Source organism: Streptomyces changanensis (assembly GCF_024600715.1).
GTDB lineage: Bacteria > Actinomycetota > Actinomycetes > Streptomycetales > Streptomycetaceae > Streptomyces > Streptomyces changanensis.
Window position 1 is genome coordinate 3,360,972 of sequence record NZ_CP102332.1, and the last position, 17,048, is coordinate 3,378,019.

Below are 17,048 nucleotides of genomic sequence, written 5' to 3' on the forward strand. Positions count from 1 at the left end.
TCATCAGCCGCGGTCGTGCGGCTGCCGCACCACGAGACCGTAGGACGCCCCCCGCGGGGGTGACGGAGTCGTCCACAGAAGTGGATTCCTCCACAGAACCACCGACCTCGCTGGTTCACGACCCCGAAAGCATGGCAGGCTCTGTCCATCGCGAGCTTGCAGCCGAGGAGAGTGAATCGTTGCGGTCCGACGCCGACATCGCGGGACCGATGACCGATCCGGTCCCCGCCCCCCGTACCGAACCCTCCGGGGACGATGTTTCACGTGAAACACATCTCCCGCTGGAGGACGCCTCCCTGGGCCACTCCGCCCAGCTGGCGGCACAGGCCCTGGGGCGGGCCGGTGAAGGGCTCCCTCGCCCGCCGCGGACCCGCGTCATGGTGGTCGCCAACCAGAAGGGCGGCGTGGGGAAGACGACCACCACGGTGAACCTCGCCGCGTCCCTGGCGCTCCACGGCGCCCGCGTCCTGGTGATCGACCTCGACCCGCAGGGCAACGCCTCGACGGCGCTGGGGATCGACCACCACGCCGAGGTCCCCTCCATCTACGACGTCCTCGTGGACAGCAAGCCGCTCTCCGGTGTGGTGCAACCCGTCCAGGACGTCGAAGGACTCTTCTGCGCCCCGGCCACCATCGATCTCGCCGGTGCGGAGATCGAGCTGGTGTCGCTGGTGGCGCGGGAGAGCAGGCTCCAGCGGGCCATCCAGGCGTACGAGCAGCCGTTGGACTACATCCTCATCGACTGCCCGCCGTCCCTCGGCCTGCTGACGGTCAACGCCATGGTGGCCGGCGCCGAAGTGCTCATCCCCATCCAGTGCGAGTACTACGCACTGGAGGGGCTGGGCCAGCTCCTGCGCAACGTCGAACTGGTACGGGGCCACCTCAACCCCGATCTGCACGTCTCGACGATCCTGCTCACCATGTACGACGGCCGAACCCGGCTCGCCTCCCAGGTCGCCGACGAGGTGCGCAACCACTTCGGAGAGGAGGTGCTGCGCACCAGCATCCCGCGGTCGGTCCGCATCTCGGAGGCGCCGAGCTACGGACAGACGGTCCTCACGTACGACCCGGGCTCCAGCGGCGCGCTCTCCTACCTGGAGGCCGCCCGCGAGATCGCCCTCCGGGGCGTGGGTATCCACTACGACGCCCAACACGCCCATGCGGGCGCCCAGCACCACCAGCACAGTCAGCACAGCATGTCGGAGGGGATCCAGTGAGTGAGCGACGTAGGGGGTTGGGACGCGGACTCGGTGCGCTGATCCCCGCCGCGCCCCAGGAGCGGCAGACCACATCGATCGGAGTGGCGTCGGCCTCCCCGACGGCCATTCCGACCCTGAGCACCGACCGCGGTGTGGCCGCGGCGAAGGTGACGGCCCTCCCGCAGGGTGCCGCTCCGGTGGAGAGCACCGTCACGCTTCCCGGGCAGGCCGACACCGTACCCGCGCAGGGAACGCAGGCCGCGGCCCACTATGCCGAGCTGCCGCTGGACGCCATCACGGTCAATCCGCACCAGCCGCGGAAGGTCTTCGACGAGGACGCGCTCGCGGAACTCGTCTCCTCCGTCAAGGGGGTGGGCATCCTCCAGCCGGTCGTCGTCCGCCAGGCGGCCCCGGGGCGCTATGAGCTGATCATGGGTGAGCGCCGTTTCCGCGCCTGCCGTGAACTGGGCTGGGAGCGCATCCCGGCGATCGTGCGCGCCACCGACGACGACCAGCTGCTGCTCGACGCGCTGCTGGAGAACCTCCACCGGGCGCAGCTCAACCCGCTGGAGGAGGCCGCGGCCTACGATCAGCTGCTCAGGGACTTCAACTGCACGCACGACCAGCTGGCCGACCGCGTTGGCCGGTCGCGCCCGCAGGTCTCCAACACGCTGCGGCTGCTGCGGCTGTCGCCGCCGGTACAGAAGCGGGTCGCGGCGGGTGTGCTCTCCGCGGGCCATGCGCGGGCCCTGCTGTCGGTGGAGGACCCGGAGGCGCAGGACAAGCTGGCGTACCGGATCGTCGCCGAGGGCCTGTCGGTCCGCGCGGTCGAGGAGATCGTGACGCTCATGGCGTCCGAGCCGGACAAGCCCGTCAAGCCGAAGGGCCCGCGGGCCGGTGCCCGTGTCTCCCCGGCGCTGAGCGAACTCGCCACGCGGCTGTCGGACCGCTTCGAGACCCGGGTCAAGGTCGACCTCGGGCAGAAGAAGGGCAAGATCGTCGTCGAGTTCGCCTCGATGGAGGACCTGAAGCGGATCCTCGGCACCCTCGCCCCGGGCGAGGGCGGGGTCCTGGAGAAGGGCCAGGAGGACCAGGAGAGGGCCGAAGGGGACGACTGACCCCGCGAGGTACCGCGTCACCGCGGTCCGAGGGCGGACAGCGCGCCGGTGTTCCCACCGCCGTGGTGTCCGCCCTTCGGCCTGTTCCCGTATGCGTGTCATCACCCGATCGATACGATGCGTTGGGGTATGTGCATCCGCGTGTCCGTCACGCGCCAGGCGAGGAAGCGAGGGAGCTCCGTCATGGGTCGTCGGCTCGTACCGCTCACTCTGGACAACCTTCCGGACCTCCCCAAGCGCTGCCGGACGTGCGTCTTCTGGGAGCTCGACCCCGTCAGCGGCGAGGCGGCCGTCAAAGCGGGCACTCCGGAGCTGGAGAAGGAGGCCTGGATCTCCGCCGTGCTCCTCGACTGGGGCTCGTGCGGCCGGGTCGTCTACGTGGACGAGATCCCGGTGGGATACGTGTTGTACGCGCCACCCGCCTACGTGCCGCGTTCCACGGCCTTCCCCACCAGTCCGGTGTCCCCCGACGCGGTCCAGCTGATGACCGCCTGGATCACGCCCGGCTACCAGGGGCAGGGGTTGGGCCGGGTTCTGGTGCAGACCGTGGCGAAGGACCTTCTACGGAGGAACTTCAAGGCCATCGAGGCGTTCGGTGACGCCCGCTGGAAGGAACCCGCCTGCGTGCTGCCGGCCGATCACCTGTTGTCCGTGGGCTTCAAGACCGTCCGCCCCCACCCGGCCTACCCCAGGCTCCGACTCGAACTGCGGAGCACCCTGTCGTGGAAGGAGGACGTCGAGCTGGCGCTCGACCGCCTGCTCGGCGCCGTACAGAAGGAACCGGCGCTGCGACCGCTCTGACCTGCCGGTGACACGAGAGCGGCCCACCCCGACGGGGGTGGGCCGCTCTTGTGTCACCGGCAGGTGGTTTCACGTGAAACCACGACGCAGGAGTCACACCTTGGTGGCCTCGTCGCTGATGAAGTCGGCCAGGTCGCGGACGATCGCGGCCTTGGGCTTGGCACCGACGATCGTCTTGGCGACCTCGCCACCCTGGTAGACGTTCAGGGTCGGGATCGACATGACGCCGTACTTCGCGGCCGTGGTCGGGTTCTCGTCGATGTTCAGCTTGACGACCTCGATCTGGTCGCCGTACTCGTCCGCGATCGCCTTCAGCGACGGGGCGATCTGGCGGCACGGACCGCACCAGGCGGCCCAGAAGTCCACGAGGACGGGCTTGTCGCTCTTGAGGACGGTCTCCTCGAACGAGGCGTCGGTCACTTCCTTCAGGTCGGCCACGTCGGCCTCCTCACTGTGCGGGGTGTGGGTGGGGGATCGAGGGTCAGACCACGGGGGTCTTCTCCGGCTCGGCCAGCTGCTCCGTGTCGGCGAGGGCGGCGAGGAAACGCTCCGCGTCCAGCGCGGCGGAGCACCCCGTACCGGCGGCCGTGATGGCCTGGCGGTAGGTGTGGTCCACGACGTCGCCGGCGGCGAAGACGCCCTTCACGTTGGTACGCGTGGACGGTGCGTCCACCTTCAGGTAGCCCTCGTCGTCCAGTTCCAGCTGCCCCTTGAACAGCTCGGTACGCGGGTCGTGGCCGACCGCGATGAACAGCCCCGTGACCGGCAGCTCCGAGGTCTCGCCCGACTTGGTGTCGCGGAGGGTGAGGCCCGTGAGCTTCTGCTCGCCGTGGATCGACGCGACCTCGCTGTCCCAGGCGAACTTGATCTTCGGGTCGGCGAAGGCGCGGTCCTGCATCGCCTTGGAGGCGCGCAGGCTGTCCCGGCGGTGGACGATCGTGACGGACTTGGCGAACCGGGAGAGGAAGGTCGCCTCCTCCATCGCCGTGTCACCGCCGCCGACGACGGCGATGTCCTGGTCCTTGAAGAAGAAGCCGTCGCAGGTGGCGCACCACGAGACGCCCCGGCCCGAGAGGGCGTCCTCGTTCGGCAGGCCGAGCTTGCGGTGCTGCGAACCGGTGGTGACGATGACCGCCTTGGCGCGGTGCACGGTGCCGGCGGTGTCCGTCACGGTCTTGACGTCGCCCGTCAGGTCGACCGCGACGATGTCGTCCGGGACCAGCTCGGCGCCGAAGCGCTCGGCCTGGGCCCGCATGTTGTCCATGAGCTCCGGGCCCATGACACCCTCAGGGAACCCGGGGAAGTTCTCCACGTCGGTCGTGTTCATGAGGGCGCCACCGGCGGTGACGGCACCCTCGAAGACCAGCGGCTTCAGCGACGCGCGCGCCGTGTAGAGCGCTGCCGTGTAACCGGCGGGCCCGGAGCCGATGATGATCACGTTTCGGACGTCGCTCACGGGTTTCTTCCTCGTCTCTGCAGACTGCCTACTGCCTACGGGGGCCGGATCTGACTCTCACCCCACCCAACGGATCCTACGGGGCGCACATTCCCGTACGGCCCACGCGGCGTGCGGCGGATCCGTCAGGGGCGTGGCCGTGACTCCTTGAGCAGCACGTCGGCGGCGCCCGAGGCGCTTCGATCCGTCGCGCAGGACGCGTCCACGATGTAGACGTCCACGCGCTGCTCGGCGCCTGCGGTCGGGAGCAGGACCAGGTACGCCGGCCGTCCCCGGTAGGCGCCGAGCTCCGCGGCCAGTGGCTGCTCAGCGCGGTCGAGTCCCTGCCGCACGCAGGGCGGCAGCGGCGTGGCGCTCCCGGCGATCATGGGGTCGGGGCCGTCGTCCTGCTGGGCTCGCGGCGACGGGCCGGACCGGAAACGCTCGGGGGCCGCGAGCAGCGAGCGGACCCGCTCCGACAGGGCGGTACCGGAGAAGCGCGGGTCACTGCCCTGGGAGACGGCACTGTCGGCCCTGGTGGCGTTGGGGGTCTCGTCCGTGGGGCCGACCGCCTGGAAGAGCAGGACGCCGAGCCCGACCGCGGCCAGACCGCACACGGCGCTGAGGACCGCGTGGCGTCGGCGCCGCCGGGGCGGCTTGCGCCCGGGGCCGGTGGAGCCGTGCGGCGGCGTGGCCGGTCGCTCGGCGGGCTTCGGCCGGGGACCACGCACGGCGTCGCCGTGCCGTTCGGCGTCACCGTCCGGTGAGGCCCCGCTGCTGACGGTTTCCCGGGCAGCAGCCGGGGCCCCGTCGGGGGAGGTGGCGTCGAGGAGGGCCTCGGCGGCGAGGGCGGCGTCGATCCGCTCCGCGATGTCGACCGGCATCCGCGCCGGGCCCGGCAGCGTCCCGAGCATCCCCCGGATCTCCTCCAGGGAGTCCCGCACGTCGGCACAGAGCTCGCACCGGTCCAGGTGGCGGCGGACGTGCGCCGTCCGGGCCGGGGGAAGAACGCCTTCGGTGAGGTCCGAGATCTCCGAGACGTCGGGGTGCTGGGTCGTGTCGGCCGTGGATGTCACGCGCGTCCACCTCCGCCCTTCACAGCAGCAGGATCATTCGGTCCCGGATCCCGGGGACCCGACGCCTCTGGGACGGATGTCCCCGGCGTCCGGTTCCTTCCCCCGTCGGTACCGCTGTTATCCACGGGGTCACCGCGCAGATGAGTGAGCAGGGGGACGAGCCGGGCCCGGCCCCGGGCGCAGCGGCTCTTCACGGTCCCCACGGGGACACCGAGGAGCTCCGCCGCCTCGGCCACGGCGTACCCCTGCATGTCGACGAGGACCAGGGCCGCCCGCTGGTCGACGGGCAGTTGCGTGAGGGCGGCGAGCAGCTGGCGGTGCAGGTCGTGGCGCTCTGCGGGCGCCTCGGCCGACTCGTGGGGCTCCAGGAGCTGCTCCAGCCGTTCCGTGTCGTCCACTGGGGACGTCCGGCGCGAGGCGGCCTTGCGGGCCCGGTCCAGGCAGGCGTTGACCGTGATCCGGTGGAGCCAGGTCGTGACGGCGGATTGACCGCGGAAGGTGTGGGCGGCGCGGAACGCCGAGACGAGGGCGTCCTGGACGGCGTCGGCGGCCTCCTCGCGGTCGCCGAGGGTCCGCAGCGCGACCGCCCACAGCCGGTCCCGGTGGCGTCGCACGAGTTCACCGAAGGCATCGGGATCGCCGGCGACGTGCCGGGCGAGGAGGTCGGCGTCGCCGGGTTCCCGCTGTGTGCCCGCTGCCATGCGGCCTTCCCTCCGTCGTGCTCGGCGCCGGCCGCACGGAGCCCGTGCGGCCGGCGGTCAGCCCAGGACCTCGATCTCGGAGACGCCTCCGCGGAACCTGCCGGGGGAGCCGTCCGTGGGGAGCTCGGTGATGTGGAGCAGCACGTAGCGGGTGCGGACCGGCTTCTCCAGCCGTACGTCCAGGCTGTCACCGGCCTGCTTCAGGGCGGTGAGCTCCTGCGGGAAGTCGGAGAGGGAGCCCGGGTCCGTCGCCCCGGGACCGGCGGCCCGCAGTTGCAGGGTCTGGCCGCTGCGGTAGAGGTGCGCCCGGACAGCGGAGACCTCCTGCTCCGACCCGAGGTCGACGATGACACCGCTGCCGTCCCGGCGGTCGGTGAGGTTTCCGAAGTTGGGGTAGCCGTGGTACTCGGGGGTGACCCAGGCCGTCCCCCGGTCGCCGTCGACCGTGTTCCCGACCTTCTCCGGCCGTATCGGATCGCGACCTGATGGATCGAACACCTGTGCGTCCTCGATCTTCAGCGGGCTCAGCGGACGCGCCGCCTTGCCGTCGGACGAGGCGCCTGGCGACGGCTGTGTCGTGCCGGGGTCGTCGCCGCCGCTCTGGTCCAGGAGACGGTCGGCGATCTGCCAGCTGCCCAAGCCCAGGGCAGCGATGAGGAGGGCGGACACCGTCCACTTCAGGGCCCTGCCCGTGCGCGTCTCCAGCGGAGCGGGGAGCGGCGGCGCGGGCTGGACGGCGGTGACGCTCTGGTGCTGCTGCCCTCTGCCGTAGCCCTGCTGGTACGTCGTGCGCTGGAAGTCCGGCACGGCCGGGAAGGTCGGCTCCGGCGGGCGGATGCGGGGCATGGCGGCGACGGCCTTGGCGAGCTCGTCGGGCGTCGTGCACGGCGGATCCTGGCGCGAGGCGGTCGCCCCGTCGTTGACGAGGGCCCGCATGGCGAGGTCGGAGAGACCGCGGTGGACGCCGGCCCGCACCTGGTCGGGCGCGATCAGACCCACGTCCTTGGGCAGGCCGGACAACCCGTGGGCGTCGTTCTCGTACGGCCAGCGCTGGGTGAGCGCCGCGTAGAGGAGCGCGCCGATCGCCTCGGTGTCGGTGCGCTGGGGCTGGTCGACGGTGATGCCGCGCAGGGCGGCGTTCACGGCGAGCCCGCGGATCCGGTACTGGCCGGTGGAGGTGCGCAGCACGGCGCCCGGCGTGAGCCGGAGGTGGGCCAGGCCCTCGCGGTGGGCCGCGGCCATCGCCTGCGAGACCTGGCTGACGAGTTGGTAGCAGTCGTACGGCTCCAGCGGACCGGAGGCGAGGAGGGCCGTCAGTTCGGTGGCGTCCGGGAGCCATTCGTGCACGACGTACACGAGGTCGTCGTCCTCGACCGCGTCCAGGACCTGGACGAACCGCGGGTCGCCGAGCAGGGCCGACGAACGCGCTGCCGCGAGTACCGAACGCCCTCTGGGGTGGTCGGCCGACAGCACGTGCACCCCGACGGCCCGGCGCAGCTTCTCGTCCACGGCCCGCCAGCTGCTGAACCCGTCCAGACGGGTGACGCACTCCTCCAGCCGGTAGCGGCGGGCCAGTTTGTGTCCGCTGTGCAGTTCGGGCGTGGTGAGGGAGGTCTCGTCGCCGGGTTCCCCACCGCCGTCCGTGCCACGGGAGGACGTGTCCGTCGCGTCCAGTGTTTCCGCCCCGTCGGCCGTGGTCCCGTCCGCCTTGGCGGTCAGCGGGTCGTCGCCGCTGTTGTCGGCCACGTCGACGGCAGCCGTGCTACGTTCCGCCACCGTCGTTCCTGCCTCCCCATCCGATCCGCCTCTTCGACAGCCATGCCAATTGTGCCCACAGTCCGGCGCCATGCACGACACGCGGCGGGCGGCGAAGGTTGTGCGACACCCCCCGTGCTAGCGGCCGAGACGGCCCCGGACCATGCCCACCATGGCGTTGAGCTCCTCGATGCGCATCCTGCGGGCCGCCACGAAGAACACGCCCATCAGCACCACTCCACCGGCCACGAGTGCGGCGAGCGACCCCAGGGCGCTCATGCCGAGCAGGGACAGCAGGCCGAAACCGACCGCGCCGCCGGCCAGGGCGGCCGGCACGGAGGCCATCGACAGGCGGGCGTACGTGCGGACCACGTGGGCCCCGTCGAGGTCGCCGCCCAGCCGGACGCGCAGTCGGCGCCAGGCGACGCCCACGCCCACCATGTAGGCCAGGCCGTACGAGGCGGCCATGCCGACGACGGCCCAGCGGGCCGGCAGGACGAGGTAGCACAGCGCCGACGCGGCGGCGTTGACGGCCGCGACGATGACGGTGTTGTAGAAGGGCGTGCGGGTGTCCTCGTAGGCGTAGAAACCGCGCAGGACGACGTACTGGACGGAGAAGGGGATCAGGCCGAGGCCGAACGCCATGAGCATGAAGCCCATGCCGGTCGCCGCCTCCACGCCGCTGGAGGCGTAGAGCAGGGTGCACAGCGGCACGCCGAGCGCCAGGAAGCCGAAGGCGACGGGCACGATCGCCACCGCCGAGTTGCGCAGGCCCTGCGAGATGTCGTCGCGGACGGCGCCGGGATCGTCGTCGTGCGCGGCGCGGGAGAGCCGCGGCAGCAGCGCGGCCATGACGGAGACGGTGATGATGGCCTGCGGCATGCCCCAGATGAGCTGGGCGTTGGAGTAGGCGAGGATGCCCGCGCCGCTCTGGCCGGAAGCCTTTCCGGCCGCCGTGGCCAGCTGGGTGACGACGACGACGCCCGCCTGGTTCGCGAGGACGAACAGCACGGTCCACTTGGCGAGCTTGACCGTCTTGCCGAGGCCCTGGCCCTTCCAGTCGAACCGCGGCCGGTACCGGAAACCCGTCTCGCGCAGGTAGGGGATCATCGCCAGGGCCTGGACGACGAGCCCGAGCAGCATGCCGGTGCCGAGCAGTCGCACGCCCTCGTCCGGGATGGTGCTGACGCCCATCTCGGTCTCCGAGTGGGCGCCGTACACCCAGATGAAGAGGCCGAAGGTGAAGATGACGACGATGTTGTTGAGGACCGGGGTCCACATCATCGCGCCGAACCGGCCGCGCGCGTTGAGGATCTGACCCATCACCACGTGCACGCCCATGAAGAAGATCGTGGGCAGGCAGAACCGGGCGAAGGTGATGGCGACGCCGTTGGCGTCCGGATCGGCCGCGATCGTGGGCGACATCGCGTGGATCAGCAGCGGCGCGACGAACACCGCGATGCCGACGATCACGCCGAGGGCGACGATGACCAGGGTCAGCAGGCGGTTGGCGAACGCCTCGCCACCGTCCTCGTCGTTCTTCATCGCGCGGACGAGCTGGGGGACGAAGACGGAGTTGAGGCCGCCGCCCACGGTGAGGATGTAGATCATCGTCGGGAGGGTGGACGCGACGGTGAAGGTGTCACCGAGCAGTGCCGCACCGAGGGCGCCCGTGACCACGAGGCTGCGCAGGAAGCCCGTGAGCCGGGACACCAGGGTTCCGGCCGCCATCACGGCGCTCGACTTCAGCACGCCGGAGGCGCGTCCGCCGGCCTTCTTCGGCGGCGGCGGGGGCACCGCGGGCTCCACCGGCGCGGCCGGCTCGGGGACGGCCGCCGACGGCTGCCCCTGCTGGACCTGCTGGTCCCGGTAGAGGTGCGCGAAGGCGTCGGGTGCCGGCCCGTCGTCGGCGGCGTGGGTCACCAGGTCGTCGACGCCGGTGAACTGCACCGTCCGCGCGTCGTCGCCGTACGGCAGGTGGCGGGACGGGCCGTCCGGCTCCGGCGGCGGGGTCTGCGCCCACACCCGCGGGTCGGGCGCGTACTGCGGCGCGGCGGGCTGCTGGTACAGCGGGCGGGGCTCCTCGTACGTGCCCGGCGGGGGCGGCGGGTGCGCCGCCCGGTCGTAGAGCGCCTCACCGACCGGGTCCTGCGACGAGAGGTCCCGGGAGCGGTACGGGTCGTGGTCGTAGGCTTGCTGGACATAGGGGTCCGGCACGTGCGCGCCCTGGGCGTAGGGGTCCTGGCCACCCGGCGCGTAGGGGTCCTGCGGGGCCGGCTGGGCGGCGGGCGGTACATGCCCGGGCGCCGGGCCGGACGGGTCGCCGCCCGAAGGCGCACTGCCGCCCGCGCCCTGGCCGCGGTCACCGTCGTACGGCGCGTTCATGGTTACCCCACCTCATCGTTTCCGGCCGGCCGGCCACGACATCGCTCAACGGTCCACTTTCTCACCCGGGCCGGACGGCTCCGCGCTTTCCGGTCCGGTGTCCGGTGCCGGGTCACCCGCCTGCACGGGATCGTCGCCCTCGGCGACCGGAGGCGCGGTGTCCGTCCCCTCGGCCGGGTCGGCGTCCCCGCCGCGCGCCGCGGCGCGCTTGCGCTGGGTGTACATCCTGACACCGGCGAGGACCAGGAGCAGCACGCCGCCGGCGATGACGAGCATCACGGTCGATGTGATCTCCGAGACCTTCACCGTGAACTCCATCGGCGGGCCGAACCGCCGGCCGTCCTCGGTGTACAGCTGCGCCCTCACCGGGACCGGGCCGTTCGCGTTGGCGGAGGCCGTGAACTTCACGGACTGGCTGTGGCCCCCCTCGATGCGCACCGGCAGCTCGGCGACCGCCTCGCCGCCGTTCAGCTTGAGCCGGGTCGGCTTGGTCGACTCGAGTCGCAGGACGAGGTGGTGCACGCCCTGCACCAGTTTGTTCTGCACGGTCACCGGGATCGTGGCGCTGCGCCCCGACAGGGTCAGGTCCGACTTGTCGATCAGCTTGACCTCGTCGGTGAGACTCTCCAGGTGGGTCTGCACGCTCGCGCCGTAGGCGGCGGCCTCCACCGGGCGGCCCCGCCAGGAGGTGGACATCTCCCGCTTGATCGCGTTCCCGAACGGGGTCACCACGCGGTAGGCGGCGGTGAGGATGACCTTGAAGTTGTCCAGGGTGTCCTGGGTGGTGCGCACCTGCTGGAAGACCGACACCGGCAGCTCCCGGCGGGCCAGCTCCCGCGGGTACTTCCGGGCGGAGGGCACGCTCGTGGTCGCCTTGGGGTCGGGCTTGGCCGTGGTGGCGGCGATCAGGTCGGACGGCTGGGACCAGCGCTGGGCGCCCAGGACCCGCAGGGCGTCGGCCAGGGACTCCGCCTGGGAGCCCGTCGGCATGCGCTGGGGCGCGACGACGACGCTACGGCCGGTCCCGGGCCGTTCCTGGGTGAGGGCGAGCGTGTGGGCCAGGAACCGCTGCACCGCGAGCGTCGCGTCGCCCGCCCGCACCATGTCGCCCTGGAAGGCCGTGGAGAGCGCGGCGTCCGACACCACCGCGGTGGTCCCGCCGCCGATGGGGCGGGCGGCGTTCGGCGTGTACGACAGGTCCTCGCGCATGCTGTCGCTGCGGGTGATGATCTTGTCCGCGCCGGCTGAGGTGGCCACGTCGACGATCGACGGGTCGACCGCACCGTCCGCGGGCCAGGCGTACTCGACCGACGGCTTCACGTGGAGGATCGTCTCCACGGTGGACTCGGCGAGCTCCGTGGCCGGCCGCAGGTGGCTGAGGGAGCCGGAGATGCGCTCACCCCGGTGGGCGAGCGAGGCCAGGTCGGGGTCGCCGTAGGGCAGCGCGACGACCTTGTCTCCCTGCACGGCCTTGTCGAGGGCGTTCAGCCACTGCTTGGCGACGGCCTGGTTCCTCCCCGCGACGGTGGTGTCGGCACTCCTGACCTGGTACTCGCGGGTCATCGCCTCGACGGTGGCCAGGAGGTCCGGGTCGATGACCCAGGTGACGGGCAGCTCCGCGCCGAGGGTGACCATCCGCTCCAGCCGCCCGCCGGGTGCCAGCTCCGCCGCGAGCGCGTCGCTCTCGAAGACGGGCGTCTGCTGGTCGTCGGAACCCGTCTCGGCGGACAGGTGCGCCGGGGAGATCAGCGGCCACAGGACGGTGAGCTGGGTCTTGCTCGCGGTGGCGGCGGGCTGCCATGGCAGGAAGGTCCGCTCGATGCCCAGCACCTCGTCGTACGGGTTGCTCGGCGTGCGCCCGGAGAGCGTGACGCCGAGCTGGTAGACCCCGTCCTCGTCGAGGCCGAGCTTCTCGACCGGGACGGCGAGCGTGAACTCGCGGCTGGTGCCCGAGGGCAGCGCGGGCAACGTGACCGTGAAGGCGCCACCGAGGGCCTTGCCGTCCTTGCTCTCCGAGAAGCCGGTGCGCCGTGCGGCGTCCTCGATGGCGCCCCGGCTGGAGAGCCGGGGGCCGACGTGGAGGTCGATGCGCGCCTGCCCCACGGTCTCCCGGCCCCGGTTGGTCACCGTGCCGCCGATGGTGAGGGAGTCCCCCTTGACCGGGGCGCTCGGCGTCAGTGTGTCCAGCGACACATCGAGCCCGCCTGCGCGGGCAGGCGCCTGGACGGCCGTGTCCGGAGTCCGGGCGGCCGACGCGGCCGACGCGGTGGGCACCTGCACGAGGCCGGCCATGAGCGGGACGGCGGCGACGGCTGCGGCCGCCCGCCGCAGCCATCGGAGGGCAGGGGAGGGATCGGTGCCCTGGATGTCTGCCGCCTCGGCCACGCGCTCGTCCGTCCCTCGTCGTCTGGTGCCGTCGGTCCCTGCCGGTTCCCGCGTCCACGCATGGTAACGAGGCGCCCCGCGGCGAAGTGCTGCGGAGTCGCGCACGAGATCACCGCGGGAGGGCGGGGGAGGCGCCGGAAGGAGGGGCGGAGGGCGCCGGGAATCGAGGAGGCTGCCCAGGGCGGGGCCACGTACCCTCTTCTGTTGTGCCGAACGCCAACGAAGACACCCCGACTGCCCTGAGCCAGGTGCAGCGCCGCGCGGTCAGCGAGCTGCTGCGCGTCTCCCCGGTCGCCGACGATCTCGCCCGCCGTTTCCAAGAGGCCGGCTTCCGCCTGGCCCTGGTCGGCGGTTCGGTACGGGACGCTCTGCTCGGCAGGCTCGGCAACGACCTCGACTTCACCACGGACGCCCGTCCCCAGGACGTGCTCAGGATCATCCGGCCGTGGGCGGAGGCCGTGTGGGAGGTCGGCATCGCGTTCGGCACGGTCGGGGCGCAGAAGGACGGCTACCAGATCGAGGTGACGACGTACCGCTCGGAGGCGTACGACCGCACCTCGCGCAAGCCCGAGGTCTCCTACGGCGACTCCATCGAGGAAGACCTCGTCCGCCGTGACTTCACGGTCAACGCGATGGCGGTGGCGCTCCCCGAGAAGGAGTTCATCGACCCGCACGGCGGACTGGAGGATCTCGCGGGACGGGTGCTGCGTACACCCGGCACGCCCGAGGAGTCCTTCTCCGATGATCCGCTGCGGATGATGCGGGCGGCGCGGTTCGCCGCCCAGCTCGACTTCGAGGTGGCGCCCGAGGTGGTGTCCGCGATGAAGGGGATGGCCGAGCGGCTGGACATCGTCTCCGCGGAGCGGGTGCGGGACGAGCTGAACAAGCTGGTCCTCTCGGCGCACCCCCGCGAGGGCCTGACCCTGCTCGTCGACACGGGCCTCGCCGACCGGGTGCTGCCCGAGCTGCCGGCGCTGCGTCTGGAGAGCGATGAGCACCACCGGCACAAGGACGTCTACGAGCACTCCCTGATCGTGCTGGAGCAGGCGATCGACCTGGAGGAGGACGGCCCCGACCTCGTACTGCGGCTGGCGGCCCTCCTGCACGACATCGGCAAGCCGCGCACCCGGCGCTTCGAGCCGGACGGCCGGGTCTCCTTCCACCACCACGAGGTGGTGGGCGCGAAGATGACCAAGAAGCGACTGACCGCGCTGAAGTACTCCAACGACATGGTCAAGGACGTGTCCCGGCTCGTGGAGCTGCACCTGCGCTTCCACGGGTACGGCACCGGCGAGTGGACGGACTCCGCGGTCCGGCGCTACGTGCGTGACGCCGGCCCGCTGCTGGACCGACTGCACAAGCTGACCCGCTCCGACTGCACGACCCGCAACAAGCGCAAGGCCGCCGCGCTGTCCCGGGCCTACGACGGCCTGGAGGACCGCATCGCCCAGCTCCAGGAGCAGGAGGAGCTGGACGCGATCCGACCCGACCTCGACGGCAACCAGATCCAGGAGACCCTCGGGATCCGGCCCGGCCCCGAGGTCGGGCGGGCCTACAAGTTCCTCCTGGAGCTGCGGCTGGAGAACGGCCCCATGGGCCAGGACGCCGCGGTGGCGGCCCTCCGGGAGTGGTGGGCGGCGGAGGGCTGATCGCGTCGCGGTCGTGTTTCACGTGAAACATGACCGGTGACCGTGAGTCACGGCGAGGGGCGGTGTTTCACGTGAAACACCGCCCCCCTTCCTCATGTGCGGGGGGCGCGGGCGAGCGCGGCCGCCGCCAGCGTGTACAGCGCGGCGACGGCCATGATGAGCAGCGGCGAGCGGCCGTCCAGGGGGAGCACCAGGGCGGACGCTCCGGCCGCCGCGACGAACGCGACGTTGAAGAGCATGTCGTAGAGGGCGAAGACCCTCCCCCGGTACGCGTCGTCGACCGACCGCTGGACGACCGTGTCCGCCGCGATCTTGATTCCTTGGGTGACGACGCCCAGGACGTAGGCGGCGGCGAGGGTGGGCGCCGGGGCGAAGAAGAGCCCCAGGGCCGGTTCCAGTACGGCGGCCGTCCCGGCACACACCGCCATCCAACCGCCCGCCCCCCATCGGCCCGCCGCCCAGGGGGTGATCACGGCGGCGGTGAGGAACCCCGCGCCGGAGACGGCGACCGCGAGCCCCAGCAGGGCCAGTCCCCCGGAGCCGTCCGAGCCCCAGGCGTACCGGCTCAGCATCAGCACCATCACCGTCAGCGCGCCGTAACAGAACCGTGCCAGCGTCATCGCGGCGAGGGCCCGGGCGGCCGGGCGTCGTTCCGCCACGTGGCGCAGCCCGCTCCACAGGCCGCGGGCCGTCGCCGTCAGCGCCGCGCCGATCCGGGCCGGAGCGAGGTCGGGGTCCGGACCGAGGAGGTCCCGGCCCATGCGCAGCGAGGCCAGGGCGGCCAGGAGGTAGAGGGCCGCGCCCACGAGGACGACCACGGCGTCGGAGTCGGCCGCGGTCAGCCGCACGGCGAAGGCCAGCCCGCCGCCGGCCGTCGCCGCGAGGGTGCCGGCGGTGGGCGAGAGCGAGTTGGCCGCCAGCAGACGGTCGGTGTCGACGACGCGCGGGAGGGCCGCCGACAGGCCGGCGAGGACGAAGCGGTTGACCGCGGTGACGGAGAGCGCAGAAGCGTAGAAGAGCCAGTCGGGCACGGAGGCGAGGACCAGCAGCGCGGTGATCGCCGCGAGGAGGGCGCGGAGCAGGTTGCCGTAGAGGAGGACCTGGCGGCGGCGCCAGCGGTCGAGGAGCACGCCCGCGAACGGCCCGACGACGGAGTAGGGCAGCAGCAGGACCGCCATGGCCGAGGCGATGTCGGCGGGCGTGGCCTGTCGCTCCGGGGAGAAGACCACGTACGTGGCGAGCGCGACCTGGTAGACGCCGTCGGCGCACTGGGAGAGCAGTCGCACGGCGAGGAGGCGGCGGAAGTTCGTCAGGCGCACGAGTACGCGCAGATCACGTACGACAGGCATGCCGACAAGCGTCACACACGGGTGAGGCCCCCGGGCACACGCCACGGGGGCCTCAACACCGGGAGGCGGGGCCTTCCTTGGAGCGGGGATCCTAGCGCTCGGCCTCGCCCCTGATGAACTTCTCGACGTTCTCGCGGGCCTCGTCGTCGAAGTACTGGACCGGCGGGGACTTCATGAAGTACGAGGACGCGGAGAGGATCGGGCCGCCGATGCCGCGGTCCTTGGCGATCTTCGCGGCGCGCACGGCGTCGATGATGACGCCGGCCGAGTTCGGGGAGTCCCAGACCTCGAGCTTGTACTCCAGGTTCAGCGGGACGTCACCGAAGGCACGGCCCTCGAGACGGACGTAGGCCCACTTGCGGTCGTCCAGCCAGGCCACGTAGTCCGACGGGCCGATGTGGACGTTGTCCGCGCCGAGGTCCCGGTCGGGGATCTGGGAGGTGACGGCCTGCGTCTTGGAGATCTTCTTGGACTCCAGGCGCTCGCGCTCGAGCATGTTCTTGAAGTCCATGTTGCCGCCGACGTTCAGCTGCATCGTGCGGTCCAGGACGACGCCCCGGTCCTCGAAGAGCTTCGCCATGACGCGGTGCGTGATGGTGGCGCCCACCTGCGACTTGATGTCGTCGCCGACGATCGGCACACCGGCCTCGGTGAACTTGTCCGCCCACTCCTTGGTGCCGGCGATGAACACCGGGAGGGCGTTCACGAAGGCGACCTTGGCGTCGATGGCGCACTGCGCGTAGAACTTGGCCGCCTCCTCGGAGCCCACGGGCAGGTAGCAGACGAGGACGTCGACCTGCCTGTCCTTGAGGACCTGGACGATGTCCACCGGCTCCTCGGCGGACTCCTCGATGGTCTGGCGGTAGTACTTGCCGAGACCGTCCAGGGTGTGGCCGCGCTGGACCGTCACACCGGAGGTCGGCACGTCGCAGATCTTGATGGTGTTGTTCTCGCTGGCGCCGATGGCGTCGGCCAGGTCGAGGCCCACCTTCTTCGCGTCCACGTCGAAGGCTGCGACGAACTCGACGTCCCGCACGTGGTAGTCGCCGAACTGGACGTGCATCAGCCCCGGCACCTTGCCCGCCGGGTCGGCGTCCTTGTAGTACTCGACGCCCTGCACCAGCGAGGCGGCGCAGTTGCCCACGCCGACGATGGCTACGCGAACCGAACCCATTCCGGTTGCTCCCTGTTTGTT

Annotated in this window: 13 protein-coding genes; 4 read left to right on the top strand and 9 right to left on the bottom strand. The window is 71.7% G+C overall.

Features of this window, described 5'->3' with window-relative positions; all coding sequences use genetic code 11:
• Window positions 1-131 precede the first annotated feature (131 nt).
• From NRO40_RS14870 to NRO40_RS14880, 3 genes are all read left to right on the top strand, one after another.
• Complete coding sequence (locus NRO40_RS14870) at window positions 132-1,217, top strand: ParA family protein (protein ID WP_079047285.1); 1,086 nt, start codon at window positions 132-134, stop codon at window positions 1,215-1,217.
• Window positions 1,214-2,317 carry a ParB/RepB/Spo0J family partition protein gene (locus NRO40_RS14875; protein WP_058943620.1) on the top strand — a complete coding sequence of 368 codons (1,104 nt, stop codon included), beginning with the start codon at window positions 1,214-1,216 and terminating at the stop codon, window positions 2,315-2,317. Before NRO40_RS14870 ends, NRO40_RS14875 begins: the two co-directional genes overlap by 4 nt.
• 183 nt (window positions 2,318-2,500) lie before the next feature.
• Window positions 2,501-3,118 (top strand): GNAT family N-acetyltransferase, encoded by a 618-nt coding sequence (locus tag NRO40_RS14880; RefSeq protein WP_058943621.1) that lies wholly within the window; start codon window positions 2,501-2,503, stop codon window positions 3,116-3,118.
• Between the two features lie 93 nt (window positions 3,119-3,211).
• On the opposite strand, the gene trxA is transcribed toward NRO40_RS14880, so the two are convergent.
• The 7 genes from trxA to NRO40_RS14915 all read right to left on the bottom strand — a co-directional run bounded on the left by trxA (window position 3,212) and on the right by NRO40_RS14915 (window position 12,855).
• Entirely contained in the window at window positions 3,212-3,556 is a 345-nt protein-coding gene (gene trxA, locus NRO40_RS14885) for a thioredoxin (RefSeq protein WP_058943622.1), read from the bottom strand.
• A gap of 43 nt (window positions 3,557-3,599) precedes the next feature.
• Window positions 3,600-4,574 (bottom strand): thioredoxin-disulfide reductase, encoded by a 975-nt coding sequence (gene trxB, locus NRO40_RS14890; protein WP_058943623.1) that lies wholly within the window; start codon window positions 4,572-4,574, stop codon window positions 3,600-3,602.
• 125 nt (window positions 4,575-4,699) lie between these two features.
• On the bottom strand, window positions 4,700-5,629 hold the full coding sequence (locus tag NRO40_RS14895; protein WP_058943624.1) for an anti-sigma factor: 930 nt from the start codon (window positions 5,627-5,629) through the stop codon (window positions 4,700-4,702).
• Complete coding sequence (gene sigM, locus NRO40_RS14900; protein WP_058943625.1) at window positions 5,626-6,330, bottom strand: RNA polymerase sigma factor SigM; 705 nt, start codon at window positions 6,328-6,330, stop codon at window positions 5,626-5,628. Before sigM ends, NRO40_RS14895 begins: the two co-directional genes overlap by 4 nt.
• Window positions 6,331-6,387: 57 nt before the next feature.
• The gene (locus NRO40_RS14905; protein ID WP_058943626.1) at window positions 6,388-8,106 is read right to left on the bottom strand and encodes a protein kinase family protein; all 1,719 of its coding nucleotides are present in this window, start codon (window positions 8,104-8,106) and stop codon (window positions 6,388-6,390) included.
• A gap of 117 nt (window positions 8,107-8,223) precedes the next feature.
• Window positions 8,224-10,470: a murein biosynthesis integral membrane protein MurJ gene (gene murJ / locus NRO40_RS14910; protein WP_058943627.1), complete on the bottom strand. Its 2,247-nt coding sequence runs from the start codon at window positions 10,468-10,470 to the stop codon at window positions 8,224-8,226.
• Window positions 10,471-10,515: 45 nt separating this feature from the next.
• On the bottom strand, window positions 10,516-12,855 hold the full coding sequence (locus tag NRO40_RS14915) for a DUF6049 family protein (RefSeq protein ID WP_058943628.1): 2,340 nt from the start codon (window positions 12,853-12,855) through the stop codon (window positions 10,516-10,518).
• A gap of 206 nt (window positions 12,856-13,061) precedes the next feature.
• On the opposite strand from NRO40_RS14915, the gene NRO40_RS14920 reads away from it, so the two are divergent.
• Window positions 13,062-14,504 (top strand): CCA tRNA nucleotidyltransferase, encoded by a 1,443-nt coding sequence (locus NRO40_RS14920; protein ID WP_058943629.1) that lies wholly within the window; start codon window positions 13,062-13,064, stop codon window positions 14,502-14,504.
• Window positions 14,505-14,596: 92 nt separating this feature from the next.
• Here the strand turns inward: NRO40_RS14920 and NRO40_RS14925 are convergent, their stop codons facing one another.
• A complete protein-coding gene (locus tag NRO40_RS14925) occupies window positions 14,597-15,853 on the bottom strand; it encodes an MFS transporter (RefSeq protein WP_058943630.1) in 1,257 nt (418 codons plus the stop codon).
• Window positions 15,854-15,944: 91 nt separating this feature from the next.
• Entirely contained in the window at window positions 15,945-17,027 is a 1,083-nt protein-coding gene (locus NRO40_RS14930; protein WP_058943631.1) for an inositol-3-phosphate synthase, read from the bottom strand.
• Window positions 17,028-17,048: the final 21 nt, after the last annotated feature.

Excerpts from the sequence above, each read along its gene's own strand:
- NRO40_RS14930 (WP_058943631.1), bottom strand. The coding sequence starts at position 17,027 with ATGGGTTCGGTTCGCGTAGCCATCGTCGGCGTGGGCAACTGCGCCGCC.
- NRO40_RS14925 (WP_058943630.1), bottom strand. The coding sequence starts at position 15,853 with ATGCCTGTCGTACGTGATCTGCGCGTACTCGTGCGCCTGACGAACTTC.
- NRO40_RS14880 (WP_058943621.1), top strand. The coding sequence starts at position 2,501 with ATGGGTCGTCGGCTCGTACCGCTCACTCTGGACAACCTTCCGGACCTC.
- NRO40_RS14870 (WP_079047285.1), top strand. The coding sequence starts at position 132 with ATGGCAGGCTCTGTCCATCGCGAGCTTGCAGCCGAGGAGAGTGAATCG.
- murJ (WP_058943627.1), bottom strand. The coding sequence starts at position 10,470 with ATGAACGCGCCGTACGACGGTGACCGCGGCCAGGGCGCGGGCGGCAGT.
- sigM (WP_058943625.1), bottom strand. The coding sequence starts at position 6,330 with ATGGCAGCGGGCACACAGCGGGAACCCGGCGACGCCGACCTCCTCGCC.